This window comes from Meiothermus sp., assembly GCF_037443965.1.
In the GTDB taxonomy this organism is placed as follows: Bacteria; Deinococcota; Deinococci; order Deinococcales; family Thermaceae; genus Meiothermus.
Window position 1 is genome coordinate 1 of the sequence record NZ_JBBINI010000012.1, and the last position, 22,506, is coordinate 22,506.

Consider the following 22,506-nt stretch of genomic DNA (forward strand, 5'->3'; position numbering starts at 1 on the left):
GGCCCGGTCGTTTGCAGGTTTCCTGGCGCGGGTGAACCTGATTCTGCTGGTGCACAACCTCATCCGCAGCCGTCTTCTGCTCAGGATGGCGGGGGTGGAAGGGTAGACTGCAGGTAGCACACGAAGGCATTACATTCCGCTAAATCTTCGATGAAATACAGCGACCCATAACGTTTGTGCTGCGGTGGCAGGAGGGGTGGAATATGGTTTCATTGTGGTGGGGGCACAAAACTGGGCTTTGGTCATTGGTGATGGCATTGGTTCTGGCGGCCTGCTCGAGCCCCAACAACACTGCCCCAGGGCCCTATGCGGCAGGCCCTGCGCCTTGGTCGGATACCGGCGAGGGAACGGTGGTCACCCAAGCCGTTCCCAGCGGCAACGTCTACCTGAGCGATCTCACCTGGCTATCGGCCACCAATGGTTGGGGCCCTGTGGAGCGTGACCAGAGCAATGGCGAGACGGCCCTGGGCGATGGACGGCCCATTACCTTGAATGGGGTGGTCTACGCCAAAGGGCTAGGGGCCCATGCCCACTCCGAAATTACCTATAACCTAGGGGGTAACTGCTCGCGTTTTCAAGCTGCGGTGGGTTTGGACGACGAGGTAGACCACCAGACAGAGTGGGGTACGGTGGTTTTCCGGGTGCTGGCCGATGGAGTACAGATTTTCAATTCGGGCGTGATGCGGGGTAACAGCCCAACCCAGGTAATAGATGTGGATGTGAGCGGGCGTCAGGAATTGCAGCTTGTAATCACCGACGCGGGCGATAACAACTATTACGACCACGCCGACTGGGCCGATGCGCGTCTGGTCTGTGCGGAGGGGGGCGGGGGTAACCCTGCGGTGCAGGGGCTCACCGGCGAGTATTTCGACAACAGCAACTTCACCGGAACCCGCGTGACCCGTGTAGACCCGCAGGTCAACTTCAACTGGGGCCGGGGTTCCCCCATGAGCCAGATTGCGCCCGATACCTTCAGCGTGCGCTGGACAGGCCAGGTTGAAGCCCGCTTCAGTGAGACCTATACCTTTACCACCCGCACCGATGATGGCGTGCGCTTGTGGGTCAACAATCGGCTCATCATTGATAGCTGGCGAAACCAGTCGGCTACCAATAGAAGTGGCACCATTGCCCTAGTGGCCGGTCAGCGCTACGACCTCCGTATGGAGTACTACGAGAATACCGGTAGCGCTGTGGCGCAGCTCTACTGGAGCAGCCCCAGCCAGGCCCGTGAGATCATCCCGCAGCGGTACCTGTATGCCAGCGGAACGGCCCAATCGCTGTTGCCGCCCACCGACTTAATTGCAGTGGGTTTGTCGGAGAGCAGTGTTTACCTGGACTGGTCGGCGGTGAGTGGGGCCACTGGCTACGTGGTGGAGCGGCGTGTGGGTAGCACCGGCACCTTTGTTCGGGTGGGTACGCCTACGGCCTCGAGCTTTGTGGATAATGGCCTCACCCCCAACACCCTGTACACCTACCGGGTGAGCGGAACGGCCCCCGATCGAACCATGGCTTTTGCTACCACCACCGTGACCACCCCAGGGGCGCAGGGGCCAATCCAGGGCGGGACGGAGGCAGCGGTTCGGGGGATGTTTGGCCCGGTGCGCGATTTCCCGCTGGTGGCCACCCATGCCGCGCTCCTGCCCGATGGCAAGGTAATTGCCTGGTATAGCTACGACCGCATCGGGGTCTACCGCGATATCCAGGATGCCAACTCGGTTTTCCATCAAAGCTCCATCGTGACGCTGTGGGATCCTGTGACCAATACCTTCGAAGAGGTCAACAACAACACCACCGACCTCTTTTGTGCGGGCTGGGCCGTGATGCAAGATGGGCGTTTGCTGGTGGCCGGGGGCAACCTTGGCACCCCCAACGGAAGCCTGCATACCAATATCTTCGACCCGGTTTCCAAGACCTGGACCAGAGGCCCCAACATGCGGGCTGGACGCTGGTATCCCAGCGTAACCCCCTTGCCCAACGGCGAGTTGCTAATTACCGGGGGCCAGACCCAGACCGGGGCCAACAACACCGTGCACGAAGTCTGGCAGACCAACGGCAGCCTGCGCCAGTTGACCGGAGCCACAACCAGCGGGCGCGACTTCGAACACTATTTCCCCTGGATGCACGTGGCGCCCAATGGCCTGGTTTTCCATGCAGGCTGGAACAACACCATGTCCTACCTCAATACGGCCGGCTCGGGCTCTTGGGGTAGCCAGACCTGGACTCGCCAGGGCCCCGGTCGCTACTATGGCTCCTCGGTGATGTACACGCCGGGTCGCATCATCACCATTGGTGGCGGTGGAACTGCCACCGCAACCACCACCCTGATTGACCTTAGCGGAACCGGCGTAACCTCGGTGGCGGGCCCCTCGATGGCGTTTGCCCGTACCCATCTGAGCGCCACCCTGTTGGCCAACGGGCAGATTTTTGTGAATGGTGGAAACAACGGCACCCTGTTTGACGACTCGAGTTCGGTCTACGATGGCGAGATCTGGAACCCGGCTTCCAACAACTGGACACGGGCGGCCAGGGCCCAGCGCCCCCGCAACTACCATGCGGTCGCGCTGCTGTTGCCCGACGCTACCGTCTGGACAGCCGGAAGTGGGGGCTGCGGCGCAGACTGCCAGCCCGGCAGCGGGAGCGCCAGGGCTGGGGTGAACCAGCTCAACTACGAAATCTACTACCCACCCTACCTTTTCGACAGCAGCGGTTCTTTGGCGGCACGCCCCACCATTGGTAGTATTCCCAGCAGCATTCGCTATGGCCAGAGCTTTTCCATTGCGACCCCCGATGCGGCTAGCATCCAGTCGGTTACGCTGCTAGGTCTGGGGGCATCTACCCACGCATTTAACTACACCCAGCGTTTTATGACCCTCTCGATTCAGTCCAGGGACGCCTCGAGCCTGACCGTGGCCGCCCCCGCCAATGCCAACCTGGCCCCCCCCAGCTACTACATGGTTTTCATCATCAACCAGAGCGGGGTGCCCTCGGTGGCCCGCATGGTGCGGGTTGGGCCATAGGTCTGTTGGACAAGCTGTTGTTTTCTACTCCCTTCGGTCGGCTTGAATCCTTCACCTATAACTACGTTCAACGGTGAAGGATTCAAGCGGAAACGGTATTACCCGAGTAGAGTGGACTCTTGGAGAAGAGTTCAGGTCTGGTAGCGCCCCAGTCCCCTGAATCGGCGGTAGCGGTCCTCGAATAGTTCCTCTGGGCCCAGGCCAGCGAGTTCTGCAAGCGTAGCCAGCAAGGCCTGCTTGATGTTGGCCAGGGTGGCGGCGGGGTCGCGGTGGGCTCCGCCGCTGGGTTCGGGGATGATCCGATCGACGATGCCCAGGCTCAGAAGGTCGGGGGCCGAGAGCTTGAGGGCTTCGGCGGCTTTGGCGGCTTCTTTGGAGTCGCGCCAGAGGATGGCCGCGCAGGACTCCGGCGAGATGACCGAGTACCAGGCGTTTTCCAGAATTAGCACGCGGTTGCCTACGCCAATGGCCAGCGCCCCGCCCGAGCCGCCCTCGCCCAGAATGACTGCGATGGCCGGAACCCGCAGGCGGGCCATGCGCTGGATGCTCTGGGCGATCACCCAGGCCTGGCCGCGCTCCTCCGCAGAGATGCCGGGGTAGGCGCCGGGGGTGTCAATAAAAGCGATGAGGGGTCGTCTGAAGCGGTCGGCCAGATCCATCATCCGCATGGCCTTGCGGTAACCCTCGGGGTGGGGCATGGCAAAGTTGCGCCGGATGTTTTCCTTGGTGTCGCGGCCTTTCTGGTGGCCTACCACCACCACCGAGGTACCCTCGAGGCGAGCCAAGCCCCCCACCACCGCGGGATCCTCGCCAAAGGTTCGATCCCCATATAGTTCGACAAACTCGGTCATGATGCCCCCAATCACCTCGAGGGTGGTGGGGCGTCCGGGGGCGCGGGCCAGTTGGACTCGCTCCCAACGGGAAAGGTTGTCGAAGGTCTCCGATTTGAGCTGGGCCAGCCGCTCCCGCAGGACTTGCAGCTCGCCGGACAGATCCACCCCGCTGCTGGCGGCGAAGCCCTCGAGCTCGGCGATTTTGGCCTCGAGCTCCTCTATGGGCTTCTCGAACTCAAGCGGCATGGGCACCCCCTTTGGCCCATTCGAGCCTGGTCTGAACCCTACCCTGCATGGTTCACCGTCCTGGGATGCAGCAGCTTGAGGATTCGCGCCACGGTATCCTTGAGCTGACGCCGATCTACAACCTGGTCTACCATGCCGTGCTTGAGCAGAAACTCCGAGCGCTGGAAGCCCTCGGGTAAGTCCTGGCGGATGGTCTGCTTAATCACTCGAGGCCCAGCAAAGCCGATCAAGGCCCCGGGTTCGGCCAGAATTACATCGGCGATGGCCGCGAAGCTGGCCGTGACCCCGCCGGTGGTGGGGTCGGTAAGGATGGAGACGTAGGGCAGTTTTTGGGCCCACAGCCGGTCGAGGGCCAGGGTGGTTTTGGCCATCTGCATCAGCGAAAGCGCTGCTTCCTGCATCCGGGCCCCACCCGAGACCGAGACGATCACCACCGCCCGGTTCTCCTGGGCGGCCAGTTCGATGCCACGGGTAATTTCCTCACCCACCACGCTGCCCATCGAACCCCCGGCAAAGGCGTAGTCCATCACCAGCAGCACGCTTTCCACGCCCCCAATGGTGCAGCGCCCCCCCACGATGGCGTCGGGGCGTCCGGCTTCTTTTTGGTAGCGCTCGAGCCGCCGGGGGTAGGGTTCGGTATCGTGGAACCCCAGGGGATCGGCGGGTTTGAGGCCGGTAATTTGCTCAAAGCTACCTACATCGGCCAGCATCTCGATGCGCTTGTCGGCAGACAGCCGCAGGTGATGCTCACACTTGGGGCAGACGTGCAGGTTGGTCTCGAGATCCTTCTTGTATATTTGCGCGTCGCACTTGGGGCACTTGACCCACAGCTCGGGGATGTCCCTTGCCTCCCCCTGCGCCCGGCGACGGCGGAAAAGCCGCTCTAAGGCCATAACGCCCTATCTTATACCGCAGAATGAGAATCGGGCGAAACCCCCCTTGCTTGGACGGGGTTCAATCAGAGTGCAGCACGACAACGATGAGCCCTGAGCCCACCGCAAAAAAATGTAATAGAGCTGCCCTGATTGGGAGCTAGGCTCTGATCTTATGCATATTCCAGCCTTATCATTCACTTTGACAAGGCTAAACAATACTGCCGAAATGCACTCCTATGAACCCCCCACCTTTGATTACATCCAAAGGTGAAGGGTTCAAGTGCAACCAGTTTTGTTCAGTTTTCAAGCCGAGATGGATTGGTTACTAACCACGGGAAAAAGATGTTATACCGGATTCAAAAAGATAGTCATCAAACGAATTATGTGGTTATCTTTTTGAATCCTAGAGCACTCCCGTTCCAAGGGGCGATATCGCCCTCCGCTACGCGGATAACTTCGGTCGGGTTAGTTCGCCACCGTTCGGTGACGAACTAACCGAATCTAGTACTAGGCTCGGACTGCGCTGGCGATGCGCTCCTCGTCGAACTTAGGATTGTCGGCCAGGGTCTTCTCGCGGGCAATCGCGTACAGCAGGAAACCGAACACCGGTTTGGCCAGTAGGTCGGCCAGACTGTAGCCAACCTGTAATCCCACAATTCCTACGGCATCGCCCAGCCCCAGCGTAGGCAGCAGGTAGGCGATGGGGTAGAAACCCCAGGAGAATAGAAGCAACAAACGCATATTTCCCGTAAGCAACTTGACGCGCTCGGGCTGGCGGTCCATGGCATTGGTCAACTCTACCCAGAGAACATACAGGATGTACACGAACGGAATGGTGGAGAGGGTGCCCCATAGCCAGCGGGTCGCATTGTCGGTAGAGATCTCACCTGGATAGCCCAGCACAAGCATCAGGATGGCGGCAGTCACAAGCTTGAAAATTAGGTTATTGGTCACTGCACGGGCCAAAGCCAGCACCAGCACCAACTCTGCGAGCAGCAGCGGCACCGTGAGCAACCAGTCGGCATAGCGGTAAGCGTCGTTGAATAGTGTACCGCTGGGTAGGTATTTACCTGCATCTGCTCCGGTTCCGACCACATAGGCATCTTTCCAGCTCAGGAAGATACGGTAGTAGTGGTAGGCTGCGATCCAGCACACCAGGGTCGAGAAATACATGGCCAGATGGTACTTATTAGAAATAAAGCTGCGAGCGAACAGGAAGAACAGCCCTGCTGCCGACATGCCTGCTATCGTCAGGGAGAGCATGTTGTATACCAACAAGTACTGACCTGTGGTGATGGGTGTGTCTGCTCCAATCATAGTCATCGCCTCCCCAGATGACTCGAGCCTGGCCAGGGTTTTGTATGAGTCATTTGGTAATTGGTTTATAGAGCCGAATCGAAATACCTACCGTAGGCTGAATAACTTTTGTAAAGTTTATGTACCATTTTCGTACTACTTAGATAGCCTCGTATGGGCTGTTGTGTCGGGAATCGCGTAACTTCAGTAAATTCTGACCCGTGCTGCATGGGTCATGCAAGATATAGGTTGCTTCGATTGGTGGGTTGTAGCCGGTGGTTGCTTGCTGGGTGAAAGGATGTACAACATTGAGATTGATCTTGTACAACTATAGGTATTAGCGAATGGCTCCTAATCCTATGTAAGGCAAAGGGTCAACTGCTACCCCATAGCGGTATACGGTGTAGTGCAGGTGCGGGCCGGTCGAGCGCCCGGTTGAACCTACCGTGCCTATCAAACCGCTTTGTTCGACCTGCTGGCCTTTTTCGACATAGGTGGACGAGAGATGCCCGTACAGGGTGTGCAGGCCGTTGCCGTGGTCTATTAGGACCATTAGCCCAAAGATGAGGTTCCAGCCCATCTCGCTCACGGTTCCGGCAGCGGTGGCATAGACCGGCGTGCCCTCGGGTGCGGCAAAATCTACGCCGTTGTGGAATTCGTATGCCCCGCCTCCAAAAGGGTTGGAACGGTAGCCAAAGGTAGAGGTGAGGCGGGTTTCGGCCAGCAGGGGCAAGCCTGTGGGGATTAACTGCGCAGGGTCGGGAAGGGGGGTCTGGGGTACGCGGGTTGGGGGAGGGGGTGGGGGACGCCGCACAACGCGGCCAGGGCGGGGATCGGGCGGGAGGGGGTTATTGAGGGCAACGGCAGTGGCCTCGAGTTCCGCTGCAAAATTCCCCACTTGCGAGCGCAAACTGAGCAGCAGGTTGCCCAACTCGATGGGCTCGCCAGCGCCCCTCGGCGGATTCTCGGGTTTGGGAGGGGTGGCCGGCGAAGCCGGGCCTGGAACCGAGGTGGGCTGAACAGGTTCGGGCACCAGGCGAACCTTGGGCAGGCCAGCCTTGCTGCGCAGACGATTAATCTCAGACTCCAGCACTTTGAGACTCTGCTGTAACTGCACAGCCTCGATGCTGTAGGCCTCGTTGCGGCTTTTTTCGGCCTCGAGCTCCAGGCTAAGTTTGCGGGCCTGGGTCTCGAGCAGGGCTAGCTGGCTGCGGTCGCTCGAGCTTCGGTCCCACAAAAAAAGCACCGCTGCTATGAGCAATACCGGCAGGAAAGCCACCACCCACAGCGGCACCGTCAGGGTGACGCTAGAAGCCAGGGGATGGGGCTCTTTCGGCATGACCTTATAAGCCTACCCCCGATTGCTGTGGGGCCGGGTGATACCTGACCCGGAGGCTTCAATCATTAAGCCGCAGTAATGCGCAGGTGGGATGCCTTCAGATGCGTAGCGTACCTACAAAAAGCGCACTGACTGGCAACGAAGGGGCGGTTTTCGAAAACTCAGCCGGTGTGGCGAATTTGAAAACCGCACTAGCTTTTGGTGTTTTGGGGTAAAGCCCTGGGTTCCCCCGTCTGACTGCGGCCCACAAAAATGGCCCCCGCCTCCACATCCAACGACATCGCCCGCACATCGCCTTCTACGCGGGCACTCTTGGTAATATGCAGCTTGCCGCTGGCGATGACCTGGGCGTTGATCTGCCCGTGCACGATGATGTTCTGGGCCTTGACCTGTTCCCCTTCGATGTGGGCGTTGTTTCCTACCTCGAGGTCGCCCTCAATCATCACCGAACCTTTGACCTTCCCGTCAATGCGGGCGCTTCCACTGGCCTTCAGGTTACCTTCGATCTCGCTGCCTTCACTCACGTAGGTGAGCGCAGCCGGATTGGGTTTACGTCCTCCGCCTAGCACCGCCATAGTCTACACCCCTGGTTTCTGTTGTGAACGTTCCACATCTGATCTCAACACCGTCACTTTTGGCTGCGTCATAAAGTTATAGAAGCCAGTTACCACAAACCAACCCCTCGATCATACCCTGAGGATTCAATCCAACAGGTTGGTTGCCTAAGAGTTCTTAATCCAAATATCCGGCGGGGTTCACTTCGTCCCCGTTGCGGAAGACGGTGTAGTGCAGGTGCGGGCCTGTTGAGCGACCCGTCGAGCCTACCGAGCCCACCAAGTCGCCGCGCTCGAGACGCTGGCCTACCCGCACCGAAACAGAGGATAGGTGGCCGTAAAGGGTGCGGTAGCCATAGCCGTGATCTACCACCACCGCCAGACCAAAGGGCCCTTTCCAGCCCGCTTCAACCACCTCTCCCGCCCCGGTTACCCGTACGGCGGTGCCGTAGGAGGCTGGGAAATCAATGCCATTGTGAAACTCGAAACCCCAGCCAAAAGGGCTGCGGCGGTAGCCGAAGTATGAAGTGATGCGGGTTTGCCCCCGAATAGGGTAGCCATAGGGCATGGCGGCTTCCCGCTGGAGGGTCTCATTGAGTGCAGGGGAAACTTCGCTCAACTTGTTGGTAAAGGCCGCAGTTTGTTGACCGGCGTACTTGAGGACTTCCTCGAGCTCTGCGGGAACCGAGGCACCTCCGCGCCCACCACCTTCGTTGCGGGTGGGTACCAGCTTGATTTTGGGCATTCCAGCCCGCTCGCGCAGGGTGTTGATCTCGGTTTCCAACACCTGTAGCTGCTTGAGGATGCTCTGGGCATCCTGGCTCAGGGCATTGTTGCGGGTGCGCTCTACCGCCAGTTGGTTGTTGAGCTTACGGGCCTGATCGGACAAACTGACCAACTGAATTTGCAGGCTGCGCATCTCAGCCGTGCGCTGCCAGAGCCAGATGTTCAGGCCACTCCAGCTCAACAAAACCAGCAAGACCGCTACCGGAATCCAGACCGGCAGAGATAAGGTCCTGGGGGCCGCGCCAGTTCGGGCCAACCATAAGGTGTAGCGCACGGGGTGACGACGAAGCGGCATCAGCTGCTATAACTAACGCAAGCGTGTAACAAAAGTCAAGGGAATTTTAACCCGTTACATTAATGCTCTCATATAAATCAGCTTCCGGATTGATGTTCTGATGCGGAAATTTCATATCCGAGGTTGGGGCTAGAATGAGAGCTGGCTTGCAGTTTCCCAGCGTTACATGAAAAGGCGGTTTTGTAGTTTATATTTCAATTAAGTCCTGCTAGCGGGCTTTAGCAGCCAAGGTAGCCCTATCAGGCATACTGTTCTGCCACGGCGATGGCCACATCAATGGCTCTTTGTACCGCCAGATCTTTAGCGTCCAGTACTGGTTGTTCGGCCCGGGTGCGTTGTGCGATAACCCCGGAGATACAGGCTGCGGCAAAGCCGTAGACGTTGCCCATCTTGAACAGGGTTCCGGCCTCCATCTCGTAGTTGATGACCCGTAGGTTGCGGTACTCCTCGGTAATGCCTTGCAAGGCCCGCAGTAAATGTGGGTTGGCCGAACCCATGCGCTCCTGCCCTTCGTAGAAGGTATCTACCGAGGCGGTAATTCCCAGTGCATAGGGGACACCCATCCGCTTGGCGGCTTCCACCAACGCTACCGTGAGGAAAGGGTCGGCGCTGGCGGGGTATTCGGGTGGGGCGATGTCGTTGGCTGCGCCCTGGCGGCACAGCGCTGCCTTGGAAATGGCCACACTGCCCGGCAGCACTTCTTCCTGTATCGAACCGCTGGTGCCCACCCGGATGATGGTGCGGATGCCCACCTGCACTAGCTCGTTTACCACAATGCTCAAACTGGGCGCGCCCATTCCACTGGTAGCCGATAGCACAGGCCGTCCATTGGACAGAAACCCCAAATAACTATTCAGTCCACGGTTTTCCGAAAGGGTCTTGGTCTGGTTCAGTTTGGTTTGCGCGATCAGGGTTGCGCGATTGGGGTCTCCGCTCAGGAGGGCCAGGGTAGGGGGGATGTCGCCTAAGTCTTCAGGCCCAAAGCCGATGTGGTAAAAGTCTGCCATGCGTTCATTATGCGGCATAGACGGTACGATCTTTTCTATTCCTTGGAGGGCAAGGTAATTTTTCCCGCAATAGCGTTTTTGCAGGCACCTGTGGTCTGTTTGAGGATATTGGGCAGTTTCATATACCGTAGATACCCCAATACCGCAAAGCATAGCGCCTCACGGTGCTTGGAGTCGAAGCCCTTTTCCTCAAAGGTATACGCAGGAATCGGTAAAAGTCGCTTGAGATGCTGCATCAAGGTAGCATTGTAGGCCCCCCCGCCAGCTACCCAGATTTCGTCAAGCCCCAGGGGTAGCACAAAGTCCCGGTAGGCTTTGGCGATGGAACGCGCAGTGAACTCGGTTAGGGTGGCCAGCAGGTTTTGGGGGGGTAAGGCTGCATCCTCGTCCAGCGTCTCCAGGTTCCAGATCTCGCGCCCGGTGGATTTGGGCGGTTTGCGGTCGAAGTAGGGATGGGTCAGCCAGCGCTCTACCAAAAGCGTATCTACCTTGCCCGAAGCCGCAATTTTGCCTCCTGTATCCTGGTTCAGACCCAGTCGGCCAGCAGCTTCGTCGAGCAGGGCATTGCCGGGGCCGGTGTCAAAGGCCATTACTTTTTCGGGCTTCAGGTCGGCGGGCAGGTAGGTCAGGTTGGAGATGCCCCCGATGTTGTGGATGGCCCGGCGAACGCCTTTTTCTCCGTAGAGCAGCAGGTCGGCATAGGGCACAAAGGGCGCGCCTTCGCCGCCCAAGGCCATGTCCGAGGGACGGAAATCGGAAACCACCGGTACGCCCAGGGCTTCCGCCAGGTAAGCGGGCTCGCCTATTTGCAAGGTGGCATGGGGGGGTTCGTGCCAGACGGTTTGTCCGTGGGAGGCCACCAGGTCTACCTGGCCTTGGAAATCGGCAGCCGCTTCTGCATAGAAACGACCCATGGCATGGTGCAACAGGGCCACCTCGCGGGTCGTGGCCTGCGACTTCAGGGTGCGGATAATCTGGGCGCGCAACTCGGCTGGGAAAGGGGCTTCTTTGTGGCGAAGCACCCGCCAATCGAGCGTAGGAGGCCGACCCTCCAACTCGGCCAGCACCAAATCCACCGCGTCCACCGAAGTGCCGGACATCAGACCTAAAACGCGCATAGCCTAGACTCTACCGCTGTTCCCTGGGTGAGCGATATAGACTGGGGAGGCCATGCTAAAAAAGGCTTCGCAGATTGTTACGAGCGCGGTTGAATCGGGTCGAATACCGGGGGTTGCTTTGGGCTTGGTGGGCCTGGATGGGTCCATGGAGATGTTTTGCAGCGGGGTCAAGCACCTGCAAAAGCCAGAACCGATAGACCCCGATACCCTTTTTGACCTGGCCAGCCTGACCAAGGTGCTCTTCACCGTGCCGCAGGTGCTGCATCTGGTGGAGGAGGGGCTGGCCGACCTGGACGACCCGCTCTCGAGCTTCCTGCCCGAGCTGGCCTGGATGCAGGGCAGCGAGCTGCCCAGTCGCACCCTTAGGCAGTTGCTAACGCATGTGGCGGGTTTGCCTGCTTGGGAGGCCATTTATACCTGGGGTGGGGAGGCCCATACCCTCAAGCACCGGGTTTTACAGCACCGCTGGGAAGTGGGGCCGGTGGGAGCGCATGTGTACTCGGATATTGGCTACATCCTGCTGGGGTTGGTGCTGGAGCGTGTAAGGGGTAAGGGCTTGGATACTTTTACTCTTCCGGAGGGCCTGGTGTTCAACCCCCCCAACCCCGCGCAGTGTGCGGCTACCGAGCAAGACCCCTGGCGCGGGCGGGTTTTGGAAGGTGAAGTTCACGACGAAAACTGCTTTGCCCTGGGCGGAGCCACCGGACACGCTGGGCTGTTTGGCAGCTTGAAGGGCGTTCTGGCCTACACCCACCGTCTGATGAAGGGCGAGGTACTCTCCCCGGCGGCGCTGGCGGAGATGCGGCGTCCGCAGCATGCCGAGCGGACCCTGGGCTGGCTTATACCAAACCCCCCCTACAGCGGCGGCAGTCTGTGCAGCCGCCAGACCTTGGGACACACCGGGTTTACCGGAACCGGGGTCTGGATGGATTTTGAGCGGGGCTATGCCTGGGTTTTGCTTACCAACCGGGTGCACCCCAGCCGACACAAAGAGACCGGAATCATAGAACTGCGCCGCGCTGTAGGGAACGCAATTGCAGCAGCCTGGAAGGGCCTTTAAGGGGGGTGCTCGAGGCAACGGGGGCGGTGTCGCCCTAATTTGCTCAGGGGTGGCACAGTCATCCACCCGTTCAGTCCAGAACCTCGTCAGCAGGGCAGTTCGCAAGTACACTCTGCCACAGCAGCGCAATCACGGGCAAGGCAACCACCAAAAGCAGCATTAGCGATAATAAACCTTCCACGTTACAAACCTTATGTCGGCTTGGTCAGGTGGGGGTCATTGTTACTTTGAAGAGGCGTCAGGAAGATTCGTCTTTGCTGGGGTTCTTGGGTAGAACGCGCTGATTGGCCTGGATACCTGCATCGAAATCAATTTCCATGGGCGGTTTGTCGTCCATGTCCACAAATATGGAGGGGTTGTAGGGTTGAGTACTGCGCTCACCCGAGGTTCGATGGGAACTGGATTGGCCCGGTCTGCCCCGGAGGTAGATCCCAATGCCAACCAACGCCAAAAGCCCCAAGAGCGCCACCACCCACACCCAGAACATATGGCCCTATGCTACCGCAGGTGGGTAAGGCGATGGGTTTAGATGTGCAAAGCGCCATACTTGAAGTCAGATCACTTCACGGAAACCGATGGCCTCGGCCCGGGCCTGTAGTTCGCGCTTCAGGAGGGCGTGCTCGGGCCGCTCGAGGTAGGGGTCGGCCTCCAGAATGGCCTGGGCTAACGCCCGGCTTTGCTCGATGATGGCCTGGTCGGAGGCCAGGTCGCCCAGCCGCAGGTCGGGCATGCCCGACTGGCGGGTTCCCCGCAACTCGCCGGGGCCGCGCAGCCGGAGGTCTTGCTCGGCGATGTAGAAGCCGTCGGTGGATTCCTCGATGACCCGCAGGCGCTCCATGGTGCGCTTGGAGGTCTCGCCGGCAATCAGGATGCAGTAGGATTCCAGCCCCCCCCGCCCCACCCGCCCGCGCAACTGGTGCAACTGGGCCAGCCCGAAGCGCTCGGCGTTTTCGATGATCATCACGGTGGCCTGGGGAATATCCACCCCCACTTCAATCACGGTGGTTGAGACCAAAAGGTCGAAAGCCCCTTGTTTGAAGCGCTCCATGACCGCGTCCTTTTCCTCGGCCTTCATCTTGCCGTGTAGCAGGTCAATGCGCACGTCCGGAAGAAGAATTTCCAGCTCCTCGCGCAGCCGGGTGGCAGCGGCCAGCTCGGCGGTGGCCTCCGACTCGCCCTCTTCAATCATGGGGGTGACCACGAAGACCTGGTGGCCTTTCTGAATCTCCTGCCGGGCAAAGGCGTAGGCCTGGGTGCGGGTTTTTTGGGTGAGGATTTTGGTGCGGACGGGGGTGCGGCCGGGGGGGAGTTCGTCAATCTGGGAGACCTCGAGGTCGCCGTACAGGGTCAGGGCCAGCGAGCGCGGGATGGGGGTGGCCGACATCACCAGCACGTCGGGGCGCTGGCCCAGCAGCCGGCGGCGTTGCAGCACGCCAAAGCGGTGTTCCTCATCAATCACCGCCAGGCCCAGGTCGTGGAAGGCCACCCCGTCCTGGATGAGGGCATGGGTGCCCACCACCACCTGGGTCTGGCCGCTTGTGAGCCGCTCCTGCACGCCCTTTTTTTCGCCATTCGACATGGAGCCCACCAGCAAATCCACTGAAACCCCCAGCGGGTAGAGGTAGCGGGTGAGGTTCTCGAAGTGCTGCTTAGCCAGAATTTCGGTGGGGGCCATCAGGGCCCCCTGGGCCCCGTTCTGGGCCGCCACAAAGAGCGCGGCGGCGGCCACCGCGGTCTTGCCCGAGCCCACGTCGCCCTGCACCAGCCGGGCCATCTGCCGCTCGGACTGCATATCGGCCAGGATTTCCGAGAGTACCCGTTCCTGCGCGCCGGTCAGGGTAAACGGCAGGGCGGCGCGGAAGCGCTGGAGCATCTCCGGGGTAACCCGGAAGACCCGGCCCAAAAGCGCCGAGCCCCCGGACGCGATCATCACCTTGAGCTCCAGGAGCAGGAACTCATCGAACTTGAGGCGCTGGAGGGCCTGCTCGAGCTGTTCTTCCGAGCTGGGGAAGTGGGCCTGCCGCAGGGCCCTGTCCAGCGGCATCAGCGATGCTTGCTGCAGGTAGGGCTCGAGGGGGTCGGGTATGGTTTCGAAAGCCTCGAGGGCCCGCCAGGCCGCCCGCCGTAAAAAAGCCTGTCCAATGCCTTCCTTGGCGGGATAGACCGGCACGATGCGCCCGGTGGAGAGCGACTCCCCGCCCTCGTCCTCGAAGTACTCCACCATCAGCGAGATAACGCCTCCGCGCTTCTGCACCCGCCCTGACAGGACGATGCTGGCCCCCTCGGGCATCTGCTTGAGCACCCAGGGCTGGTTGAACCAGATGCCGGTAAACTTCCAGCCCCAGGCGTCCATAAAGCGCACCTGCACCAGTTGCAGGCCCTTTTTGGGGGTCTTGACCAGCTCCCGGCTCAGCACCTTGCCCACCACTGTGGCCTTGTTGCCATCCTCCACCTCGCGGATGCTTTGGAGGGTGCGCCGGTCTTCGTAGCGGCGGGGGTAGTGATGCAGCAGGTCGCGCAGGGCCCGGATGCCCAGCTCGGCCAGCTTTTTTCTGCCGCCGGGCCCCAGGTTCAGGGCTTCCACGGGGGTATCGAAGGACACGGTCTCCAGCGCCGGGCTTCGGGTACTGGGCACCACCGGCGGGGGGCGGCTCTCGGCAACCTGTTCCCCCAGCAGCTCGAGGGCCTTTTTCAGTTGCTCTATGCGGGTTTCGACCTCCATCTGGCGGTACCCGGCCAGCACCCGCCCCACCTCGGGGAAGGGCTGACCCAGGTTCTGAATCAGCTTTTCCAGGCCCCCGGCCACCACCCGGTCTTGGGCGCCGTCGGCCAGTTCGCGCGCGATGGGGCGGATGAGGCGGGCTTTGAGCTCTTCGCGGGTCACGTGCTCCTCAACTTATTGTATCCAATCGCTTTTCTACAACTACAACTACACTGGCCGTGCGGCGTCGCTTGTCCAGTACAACCGAAACCGTTGTACCGGGTATTTGTCGGAGCCGCTCAAGGGGCTTGAAGTTGGAACTGATACGCGATCCGGTAGTATCGTTCACTTTGACAAGCCTAAACGATACTACCGAAATGCTTTTTTGCTCCCTTCGGTCGGCTTGAATCCTTCACCTCTAACTGCGTCCAACAGTGAAGGATTCAAGCGGAAACGGTATGAAACATGCCCAGTCTCGAACCGAGTTCCTTATTTTGGCAAGCGATTTACTGGCCAGAATTCGAATAGAACCCGTAACGCTTTAGTGTTATAAATGTCATGGTCTGGGAGAATCTAGCTCGTATACTTAGTGGGTATGGCTTTATCCCAAGTTGAAGTGTTGCCCAACGGCCTGACGCTGGCCGTGGAAGAACGCCCCTGGACACCCGGTGTGGCCATGCAGCTCCTGGTGCCGGTGGGCGCGGTGAACGACCCCGAGGGGATGGAGGGCGCGGCCAGTCTGCTGGAGGGCTGGCTATGGAAGGGGGTCGGCAGCCGCGATGCGCGGGCCCTGGCCGAAGCCTTCGACGACCTGGGGGTGCGCCGGGGGAGCAGTAGCGCCCTCGAGCACACCACCTTTGCCGCGCAGTTCCTGGCCGATAAGCTGGAGGCGGTGCTGGGGCTGTACGCCGACGTGCTGATGCGCCCCCACCTGCCCAGCGAGGGCCTCGAGGCGGTGCGGCAGATCGCCCTGCAGGAGCTGGCCGCACTGGAAGACCAGCCCCCCAAAAAAATGTTTACAGCCTTGCGTCGAGCGGTGTTTACCAGTCCTCACGGACGCAACCCCAGCGGCCAGGAAGCCCATCTCAGGGCCATCTCCGCCGAGGCCCTGCGGGCCGACTTTGCCCGGCGCTATGCCCCCCAGGGGGCCATCCTGGCCCTGGTGGGTGGCATCGGCTTTGAAGAGGCCAGACAGGCTGTCCTGAACGCTTTTGGGGCCTGGAGCGGGGCGGGGGCGGGCCAGCCGCCGGTTGAGCTGGCGCCGGTGCGCACCCTGCACCTCGAGCAGGAGACCGCCCAGGTGCAGATCGGCCTGATCTACCCCGACGTCTCCTTTGAGCACCCCGAGTTCTACAGCGCCCGCCTGGCCGCACAGGTGCTCTCGGGGGGCAGCAGCAGCCGCCTGTTTACCGAGGTGCGGGAGAAGCGGGGCCTGGTCTACTCGGTGTACGCCGCGCCCAACGGCGTCAAAGGCTACAGCTATCTGACCGCCTACGCCGGCACCACCCCCGAGCGGGCCGACGAGACCCTGCGGGTGATGCAGGCCGAAATTGCCCGGCTGGCCGAAGGGGTGGGCGAGGAGGAGCTCGAGCGCACCAAGGTGGGCCTGCGGGCGGCTTTGGTGATGCAGGACGAGTCCTCGCGCTCGAGGGCCGCCAGCATCGCCCGCGACCTTTACCTGCTGGGCCGGGTGCGCACCCTGGACGAGATCGAGTCCCAGATTGCAGCCGTAGACGTAACGCGCATCAACCACTACCTGGCCTCTGCCCCCTACCAGAATCCCTGGATTGCCACCCTGGGGCCGCGCAAGCTGGTAGCTGCCGAATAGATTCGTTTCCCGGAGTAGCCATGACCCTAACCCGATCGACCCTGACCTTCCGACAAACCACCCTCGAGAACGGACTTACCGTCATCGCCGAGATCAACCCCGAGGCCAAGAGCGTGGCCCTGGGCTACTTCTGCAAGACCGGCAGCCGCGACGAGACCCCGGAGATCTCGGGCGTTTCGCACTTTCTGGAGCACATGCTGTTCAAAGGTACTGAGCGGCGCGACGCCCTGCAGGTCAACCTCGAGTTCGACCAGATGGGGGCCCAGTACAACGCCTACACCTCGGAAGAGAACACCGTCTACTACGGGGCGGTGCTGCCCGAGTTCGCCCCCCGGCTTTTGGAGCTGTGGAGCGACCTGATGCGCCCGGCCCTGCGCCAGGAGGACTTCGATACCGAGAAGCAGGTCATCCTCGAGGAGATCGCCCTCTACCAAGACCGCCCCAACGTGATGCTCTTCGACTGGGGGCGGGCCCGCTATTTTGCCGGGCATCCGCTGGGGAATAGCGTGCTGGGCAGCACCCAATCCATCACCGCCCTGACCCGCGAACAGATGGCCCAGTACCAGGCCCGGCGCTACGCCCCCTCCAACCTGGTGCTGGCCCTGGCAGGCCGGGTGGACTGGGAGCGCACCCTCGAGCAGGTGGTCGCGCTCACCGCCTCCTGGCCAAAGGGCCATGCCGAAAGGGCCTATCCGGCGCTGAACCCGGCGGTGGGCGAGCTGCGCGAACCCTACCCCAAGGCCACCCAGACCTACCTGGCCGTCTTTGCACCGGGGGTCGCGGCCCAGGATCCGCGCCGCTACGCGGCCAGCATTCTGGCCAACATCCTGGGGGAGGAGGGCAACAGCCGCCTGCACTGGGCCCTCACCGATAAAGGGCTGGTGGAGTCGGTGGGGGCCGGTATAGATGAGGCCGACCGGGCCGGTTTGTTTTACATCTTTGCCCAGACCGACCCGGCCAACGAGGAGCGGGTCAAGGCGGTGCTGCGCGAGGAACTCGAGCGCCTCGAGCATCATGGGGTACGCCCGGAGGAGCTCGAGCGGGCCAAAAACAAACTGGCCACCGCCCTGGTGTTTGCTGGCGAGACCCCCATGCAGCGCCTGATGAGCGTGGGCCTCCAGTACCTCTACAACCAGAGCTACGAGCCCCTGAGCGAGGTGGCCCGCAAGGTGGAGGCCGTCACGCTGGACGATGTGAACGGCCTGCTCGAGGCCAGGCCTTTCAGCCAGAGCTTCTTCTACAGCCTGGTGCCAGCCTAGGGGATATTAGATGCGCTGGGCCTTGCTGCTTCTGGGCTGGCTTTGGGCCGCTGCCTTTGCCCAGACTGCCCTTGAGCTGGAGGTGCTCCAGCGAACCAACCAGGCGCGCCAGGAACGCGGCCTGCGGCCCTTGCAGTGGGACGCGCTGGCCTACAAGGCAGCCCTGGGGCATGCTCAAGATATGCTCCAGCGCAACTTTTTTGCCCACCAGAACCCCGAGGGCTTGGGGGCCGCCGAGCGGATGCAGGCCGCGGGGGTGCTCGAGGTAACGGTAGGGGAGAACCTGGCCAGCTTCGAGGGCTACCCCGACCCCGAAATTCCCCAGCGGGCGCTTGCGGGCTGGATGAACAGCCCCGGCCACCGGGCCAACCTGCTCAAGCCCGAGTTCACCCACCTAGGGGTGGCCCTGGTGCGCCAGGGGCGTCGGGTGATGGTGGTGCAGAACTTCATCGGGCGGCCCTTCAACCCCCAGGTGCGCCTGACCCCAGCCCAGGCCGAGCGCACGGTGCTGGCGCTCTCGGGCAGCGCCCCCGGCACGGTGGGGGTGTTTGTGGGCAACAACCTCTACGCCCGGCTCAATCCCCCCATCCAGGCCCGGCTCGAGCTGCCCCCCCAGGCCCAGGTGAGTTTTGCGCTGTTCGACGGGCAGACCTGGTGGACCACCCAGAACGGCCAGCGCGGCCTGCGCCTCGAGCAGACCCTCGAGCGAAGCCAGGGGCCGGGCCAGCGCATCGCGCTCAACCTGCCGGCGGGCAGCTTCACCCTGGCGGTGGGCGCACAACCGCGCTTCTGGCAGAACCTTGCAGGGCCGGTGCGCCTCGAGCTTACCCTTCCCAGCACGCTGGAAGCGCTATGGCTGGGCCTGCGCCAGGGCAACCGCATCAGCTACAGCCACCGGATTCCTCTGAAGCCCTAGGCGCTGGCCTGGTTAGGGGTCTTTTGCGGGCCACCGGCTGGATTTTCTCGAGGTTCTGCTGGCCATGCAAACGGGCCCAGAAGAAGGCCATCTCCACCACGGCCTGCAAGCGCACCTCCAGGGGCAGCGCCTGCCAGCGTTCCTTTTCGGAAGGCACCTCCTCGAAGCGGTATTTACGGGCGAGGGGTTTCATAGTTCCTCGATATCGCGCAGGTCAATGCTGCGCCCAAAAGCCTTTTTCAGGGCAATAAAATCCTCGCGCGAGACCACCCGCACCGGGAGGCCCTCTACTCGATAAATCTGGCTTCGCTGGTAGGCCTGATCGAAATCTGGCCCAGACAGCAGCACCAGATCAATCTGGTTGGGCTCGTAGCCTAGTTGAACCACCCCAGGGGTGCTGAGATCCTCCAGGGTGAGCCCCAGATCGTCCCCACCAAAAAAAGTCTGAATGGCCCGAAGAACCAGGGGCGCCTCGCTCAGGCCAACCCACAGGTCGAGGTCTTTGGTAAAGCGGGGCACGCCCAAAAAGGCCAGCGCATAGCCACCGATCACCATTGAGCGAGCGCCCTGGTTATCGAGGCAGCGGATAAAATTGAGCATCTCCCGGGTCATATCTCAGTGCGGGGTGCGTCGCTCTTATAGCTTAGCCCATGTTAGTATCCTCCAGCGGCGAAGCCGTCTGTTCCCGAGAGGAGCCGGTTGCTGTGGAAGCTCGAGTTCTCCTTGCCATCGCCCTCACCATCCTGCCCTGGGCCTCGGCCTTTGCCGGGATACGGGCGGGCCTGCACGACTACAGCCCCGCGCACCTCACCTTGTTGCGCTTTCTGGTGGCCTCGGCGGTGATGCTGGTTTATGCCCTGTGGGTGCGGATGCCCCTGCCCGAGCGGCGCGACTGGTCGGCCATTTTCGGGCTGGGGTTTTTGGGCATTACCATCTACCACACCGCGCTCAATTTTGGGCAGGTTACGGTCAAAGCCGGGCCGGCGGCGCTGCTAATTGCGGTGGGGCCGGTGTTTGTGGCCCTGATGTCCTATTTTTTCCTGCGCGAGCGGCTCTCGGCCTGGGGCTGGCTGGGCATCGCGGTGGCTTTTACCGGGGTGGCCCTGATCGCGGTAGGCAACCATCCGGGTAGTTTTCAGCTCGAGCCCGGTGCTTTGCTGATTGTGCTCTCGGCCTTCGTGACCTCGGTGTATTTTGTCTTCCAGTGGCCCCTGGCCCGTAAGTACAACCCCCTCAACTTCACGGCCTACACCATCTGGGCCGGTACGCTGCCCCTGTTGGTCTTCTGGCCGGGGCTCTTCTCCGAGCTGCGGACGGCCTCGCCGCAGGCCACCTGGAGCGTGATCTACCTGGGGGTGCTGCCCGGCGGTCTTTCGTACCTGACCTGGAACTACGCCCTGAGCCGGGCCCCAGCCTCGCAGGTAACCAGCTTCCTCTACGTCTCGCCGGTGCTCGCCACCCTGATTGCCTACCTCTGGCTGGGGGAGGTGCCCGGCCTGCTGGCCTTGGTGGGCGGGGGTATCGCCCTGGTGGGGGTGGTGATCGTCAATACCTTAGGCCGGGTGGTGAGGGGTTGAAAACCAGCAGCGGAGCGCACGGTGCTTTGGGCCGGTACAATCAACAAAGATATGGCCGAGATTCTTCCCATCCGCCTGTACGGCGACCCTGTTTTGAAGAAAAAAGCCCTGCCGGTGCAGGACTTTAGCGGCATACCCCAACTGGCCGAGAACATGCTCGAGACCATGTTTGAGGCCCGGGGGGTGGGGCTGGCCGCCCCGCAGGTGGGTGTGAGCCAGCGGCTGTTTGTGGCCGCCGAGTATTTGGACGACGAGGAGGAAGAAGGCCCCGAGGCCGACCTCAAGACCCGCGTCAAGCAGCTATACGTGATGGTGAACCCCGTCATCACCTACCGCGCGGGCCGGCAGTCCATCCTCGAGGGCTGCCTTTCGCTGCCGGGCCTGTACGCCGAGGGGGCCCAGCGCGACCTGCAGGTGCGGGTCGAGTACCAGGACGAGCACGGCCAGAAGAAGGTGCTCGAGGCCGAGGGCTACCTGGCGGTGGTCATGCAGCACGAGATTGATCACCTCGACGGCATTCTCTTTTTCCAGCGGATGCCCCTGCCCGAGCGGCAGAAATTCCTCGAGGAGCACCGCGAAGACCTGGCCGGGTTCCAGCGCCAGGCCAAAGCCTTTTTGCGCGAAGCCAAACTATGACGAACGAGACCATTTCAACTCACGCCAACCGACCTCGCAGGGTGGCCTTTTTCGGCTCCCCGGCCTGGGCGGTGCCGGTGCTCGAGGCCCTCTACCGGCAGCACCAGGTGGTGTTGGTGGTGACCCAGCCCGACAAACCGGCAGGCCGGGGCCTCAAGCTCACGCCCTGCCCGGTGGCTGCCTGGGCCGAGGCCCAGGGGCTGCGGGTCGAGAAGCCCGCCAAACTGCGTAAGAACCTCGAGTTTATGGAGCTTTTCCGGGAGATGGGCCCGGAGGTGGCGGTCACGGCGGCCTACGGCAAAATTCTGCCCGCCGAGCTGCTGGCCATCCCCCGGTTCGGCTTCCTCAACCTACACCCCTCCGACCTGCCCAAGTACCGCGGCCCGGCCCCGGTGCAGTGGACGCTCATCCACGGCGAGACCGAGGCCGCCGTCTGCATCATGCAGACCGACGTGGGCATGGACACCGGCCCGGTGGTGGCCCGCTGGCGCACCCCGGTGGGCCCCGACGAAACAGCCGTGGAGCTTTCCAACCGCCTGCGCGACAAAGGGATCGAGCTGTTATTGGAGGCCCTGGCCGACCTCGAGCACCTGCAACCCCAGCCCCAACCCCCTGAGGGCACCCACGCCCCCATGCTGCAAAAAGACCACGGAAAAATCGCCTGGGAGCGCAGTGCCGACGAAATCTACAACCGCCACCGGGGGGTGCAGCCCTGGCCGGGGAGCTGGTTTGAGCACCAGGGCAGGCGGGTAAAGGTTCTTCGGATGTCGAAAGCTACGCTGGAGCAGACCCTTGAATACCGGCACGGCCAGGGGCCAGGCGGCCCCTCACTCGAGCCAGGCACGGTTCTGCGGATTGCCGATGAGCTCATGGTCGCCGCTGGGCAGGGCAGCCTCTTGCTGCAAGAGGTGCAGCCCGAAGGAAAAAAACCCATGCCCGCCGCCGACTGGGCGCGGGGGGCCCGCCTGCGGATGGGTGATCGGCTGGGCTAACCCAGCTTTGGCGGCAAGCTATCGGAAAAACGCTGTCTGATACCGTTTCCGCTTGAATCCTTCACCGCCATGCGTAGTCAAAGGTGAAGGATTCAAGCCGACCGAAGGGAGTACAAAAGCATTTCGGCAGAATCGTTTAGACTTTCAAAAGTGAACGATACTGCCGGGAAA

General features: G+C 61.6%; 20 protein-coding genes. 8 read left to right on the forward strand and 12 right to left on the reverse strand.

The features are described from left to right. Positions 1 to 203 precede the first annotated feature (203 nt). Positions 204 to 3,017 (forward strand): NPCBM/NEW2 domain-containing protein, encoded by a 2,814-nt coding sequence (locus tag WKI89_RS08165; RefSeq protein ID WP_337868684.1) that lies wholly within the window; start codon positions 204 to 206, stop codon positions 3,015 to 3,017. A 131-nt stretch (positions 3,018 to 3,148) separates the two neighbouring features. On the opposite strand, the gene WKI89_RS08170 is transcribed toward WKI89_RS08165, so the two are convergent. From WKI89_RS08170 to WKI89_RS08205, 8 genes are all read right to left on the reverse strand, one after another. Continuing rightward, a complete protein-coding gene (locus WKI89_RS08170) occupies positions 3,149 to 4,096 on the reverse strand; it encodes an acetyl-CoA carboxylase carboxyltransferase subunit alpha (RefSeq protein ID WP_337868685.1) in 948 nt (315 codons plus the stop codon). A 38-nt stretch (positions 4,097 to 4,134) separates the two neighbouring features. Next, positions 4,135 to 4,989: an acetyl-CoA carboxylase, carboxyltransferase subunit beta gene (accD, locus tag WKI89_RS08175; protein WP_337868686.1), complete on the reverse strand. Its 855-nt coding sequence runs from the start codon at positions 4,987 to 4,989 to the stop codon at positions 4,135 to 4,137. Positions 4,990 to 5,478: 489 nt separating this feature from the next. Next, positions 5,479 to 6,288, reverse strand: a complete 810-nt coding sequence (locus WKI89_RS08180) for a bacteriorhodopsin-like (protein ID WP_337868687.1) — start codon at positions 6,286 to 6,288, stop codon at positions 5,479 to 5,481. 316 nt (positions 6,289 to 6,604) lie between these two features. Next, positions 6,605 to 7,606 (reverse strand): peptidoglycan DD-metalloendopeptidase family protein, encoded by a 1,002-nt coding sequence (locus WKI89_RS08185; protein WP_337868688.1) that lies wholly within the window; start codon positions 7,604 to 7,606, stop codon positions 6,605 to 6,607. A gap of 191 nt (positions 7,607 to 7,797) precedes the next feature. Then, positions 7,798 to 8,181 carry a polymer-forming cytoskeletal protein gene (locus WKI89_RS08190; protein ID WP_337868689.1) on the reverse strand — a complete coding sequence of 128 codons (384 nt, stop codon included), beginning with the start codon at positions 8,179 to 8,181 and terminating at the stop codon, positions 7,798 to 7,800. A 157-nt stretch (positions 8,182 to 8,338) separates the two neighbouring features. Continuing rightward, positions 8,339 to 9,241, reverse strand: coding sequence for a M23 family metallopeptidase (locus WKI89_RS08195; protein WP_337868690.1), 903 nt, complete (start codon positions 9,239 to 9,241; stop codon positions 8,339 to 8,341). A 239-nt stretch (positions 9,242 to 9,480) separates the two neighbouring features. After that, entirely contained in the window at positions 9,481 to 10,248 is a 768-nt protein-coding gene (locus WKI89_RS08200) for a nucleoside phosphorylase (protein WP_337868691.1), read from the reverse strand. Between the two features lie 35 nt (positions 10,249 to 10,283). Further along, the gene (locus WKI89_RS08205) at positions 10,284 to 11,366 is read right to left on the reverse strand and encodes an anhydro-N-acetylmuramic acid kinase (protein WP_337868692.1); all 1,083 of its coding nucleotides are present in this window, start codon (positions 11,364 to 11,366) and stop codon (positions 10,284 to 10,286) included. 52 nt (positions 11,367 to 11,418) lie between these two features. On the opposite strand from WKI89_RS08205, the gene WKI89_RS08210 reads away from it, so the two are divergent. Then, positions 11,419 to 12,426 (forward strand): serine hydrolase domain-containing protein, encoded by a 1,008-nt coding sequence (locus WKI89_RS08210; protein ID WP_337868693.1) that lies wholly within the window; start codon positions 11,419 to 11,421, stop codon positions 12,424 to 12,426. A 238-nt stretch (positions 12,427 to 12,664) separates the two neighbouring features. Here the strand turns inward: WKI89_RS08210 and WKI89_RS08215 are convergent, their stop codons facing one another. Then, positions 12,665 to 12,913, reverse strand: coding sequence for a hypothetical protein (locus WKI89_RS08215; protein ID WP_337868694.1), 249 nt, complete (start codon positions 12,911 to 12,913; stop codon positions 12,665 to 12,667). A gap of 66 nt (positions 12,914 to 12,979) precedes the next feature. Beyond that, entirely contained in the window at positions 12,980 to 15,310 is a 2,331-nt protein-coding gene (gene recG, locus WKI89_RS08220; RefSeq protein ID WP_337868695.1) for an ATP-dependent DNA helicase RecG, read from the reverse strand. A gap of 412 nt (positions 15,311 to 15,722) precedes the next feature. On the opposite strand from recG, the gene WKI89_RS08225 reads away from it, so the two are divergent. Genes WKI89_RS08225 through WKI89_RS08235 form a run of 3 tightly spaced genes read left to right on the forward strand, consistent with a single transcriptional unit; the run spans position 15,723 to position 19,130 of the window. Further along, positions 15,723 to 16,955: a pitrilysin family protein gene (locus tag WKI89_RS08225; protein ID WP_337868696.1), complete on the forward strand. Its 1,233-nt coding sequence runs from the start codon at positions 15,723 to 15,725 to the stop codon at positions 16,953 to 16,955. Between the two features lie 20 nt (positions 16,956 to 16,975). Next, positions 16,976 to 18,214, forward strand: coding sequence for a pitrilysin family protein (locus WKI89_RS08230; protein ID WP_337868697.1), 1,239 nt, complete (start codon positions 16,976 to 16,978; stop codon positions 18,212 to 18,214). A gap of 10 nt (positions 18,215 to 18,224) precedes the next feature. Then, positions 18,225 to 19,130, forward strand: a complete 906-nt coding sequence (locus WKI89_RS08235) for a CAP domain-containing protein (RefSeq protein ID WP_337868698.1) — start codon at positions 18,225 to 18,227, stop codon at positions 19,128 to 19,130. Here the strand turns inward: WKI89_RS08235 and WKI89_RS08240 are convergent. Continuing rightward, positions 19,096 to 19,323 carry a hypothetical protein gene (locus WKI89_RS08240; RefSeq protein WP_337868699.1) on the reverse strand — a complete coding sequence of 76 codons (228 nt, stop codon included), beginning with the start codon at positions 19,321 to 19,323 and terminating at the stop codon, positions 19,096 to 19,098. The two genes, WKI89_RS08235 and WKI89_RS08240, sit on opposite strands and share 35 nt — an antisense overlap. Further along, positions 19,320 to 19,742: a nucleotidyltransferase gene (locus tag WKI89_RS08245; RefSeq protein WP_337868700.1), complete on the reverse strand. Its 423-nt coding sequence runs from the start codon at positions 19,740 to 19,742 to the stop codon at positions 19,320 to 19,322. Before WKI89_RS08245 ends, WKI89_RS08240 begins: the two co-directional genes overlap by 4 nt. Positions 19,743 to 19,834: 92 nt before the next feature. Between WKI89_RS08245 and WKI89_RS08250 the strand changes: the two genes are divergently transcribed. The 3 genes from WKI89_RS08250 to fmt are packed head-to-tail and all read left to right on the forward strand — an operon-like array spanning position 19,835 to position 22,335. Then, on the forward strand, positions 19,835 to 20,707 hold the full coding sequence (locus WKI89_RS08250; RefSeq protein ID WP_337868701.1) for a DMT family transporter: 873 nt from the start codon (positions 19,835 to 19,837) through the stop codon (positions 20,705 to 20,707). 51 nt (positions 20,708 to 20,758) lie between these two features. After that, positions 20,759 to 21,343, forward strand: coding sequence for a peptide deformylase (gene def / locus WKI89_RS08255; RefSeq protein WP_337868702.1), 585 nt, complete (start codon positions 20,759 to 20,761; stop codon positions 21,341 to 21,343). Further along, positions 21,340 to 22,335: a methionyl-tRNA formyltransferase gene (gene fmt / locus WKI89_RS08260; RefSeq protein ID WP_337868703.1), complete on the forward strand. Its 996-nt coding sequence runs from the start codon at positions 21,340 to 21,342 to the stop codon at positions 22,333 to 22,335. Before def ends, fmt begins: the two co-directional genes overlap by 4 nt. Positions 22,336 to 22,506 lie beyond the last annotated feature (171 nt).

Coding starts and splice junctions, on each gene's coding strand:
- WKI89_RS08165 (WP_337868684.1), top strand. CDS start 204: ATGGTTTCATTGTGGTGGGGGCACAAAACTGGGCTTTGGTCATTGGTG.
- WKI89_RS08230 (WP_337868697.1), top strand. CDS start 16,976: ATGACCCTAACCCGATCGACCCTGACCTTCCGACAAACCACCCTCGAG.
- WKI89_RS08235 (WP_337868698.1), top strand. CDS start 18,225: ATGCGCTGGGCCTTGCTGCTTCTGGGCTGGCTTTGGGCCGCTGCCTTT.
- fmt (WP_337868703.1), top strand. CDS start 21,340: ATGACGAACGAGACCATTTCAACTCACGCCAACCGACCTCGCAGGGTG.
- WKI89_RS08185 (WP_337868688.1), bottom strand. CDS start 7,606: ATGCCGAAAGAGCCCCATCCCCTGGCTTCTAGCGTCACCCTGACGGTG.
- WKI89_RS08180 (WP_337868687.1), bottom strand. CDS start 6,288: ATGATTGGAGCAGACACACCCATCACCACAGGTCAGTACTTGTTGGTA.
- WKI89_RS08200 (WP_337868691.1), bottom strand. CDS start 10,248: ATGGCAGACTTTTACCACATCGGCTTTGGGCCTGAAGACTTAGGCGAC.
- WKI89_RS08245 (WP_337868700.1), bottom strand. CDS start 19,742: ATGACCCGGGAGATGCTCAATTTTATCCGCTGCCTCGATAACCAGGGC.
- WKI89_RS08225 (WP_337868696.1), top strand. CDS start 15,723: ATGGCTTTATCCCAAGTTGAAGTGTTGCCCAACGGCCTGACGCTGGCC.
- WKI89_RS08215 (WP_337868694.1), bottom strand. CDS start 12,913: ATGTTCTGGGTGTGGGTGGTGGCGCTCTTGGGGCTTTTGGCGTTGGTT.
- WKI89_RS08195 (WP_337868690.1), bottom strand. CDS start 9,241: ATGCCGCTTCGTCGTCACCCCGTGCGCTACACCTTATGGTTGGCCCGA.
- def (WP_337868702.1), top strand. CDS start 20,759: ATGGCCGAGATTCTTCCCATCCGCCTGTACGGCGACCCTGTTTTGAAG.
- WKI89_RS08170 (WP_337868685.1), bottom strand. CDS start 4,096: ATGCCGCTTGAGTTCGAGAAGCCCATAGAGGAGCTCGAGGCCAAAATC.
- WKI89_RS08205 (WP_337868692.1), bottom strand. CDS start 11,366: ATGCGCGTTTTAGGTCTGATGTCCGGCACTTCGGTGGACGCGGTGGAT.
- WKI89_RS08210 (WP_337868693.1), top strand. CDS start 11,419: ATGCTAAAAAAGGCTTCGCAGATTGTTACGAGCGCGGTTGAATCGGGT.
- WKI89_RS08190 (WP_337868689.1), bottom strand. CDS start 8,181: ATGGCGGTGCTAGGCGGAGGACGTAAACCCAATCCGGCTGCGCTCACC.
- WKI89_RS08240 (WP_337868699.1), bottom strand. CDS start 19,323: ATGAAACCCCTCGCCCGTAAATACCGCTTCGAGGAGGTGCCTTCCGAA.
- accD (WP_337868686.1), bottom strand. CDS start 4,989: ATGGCCTTAGAGCGGCTTTTCCGCCGTCGCCGGGCGCAGGGGGAGGCA.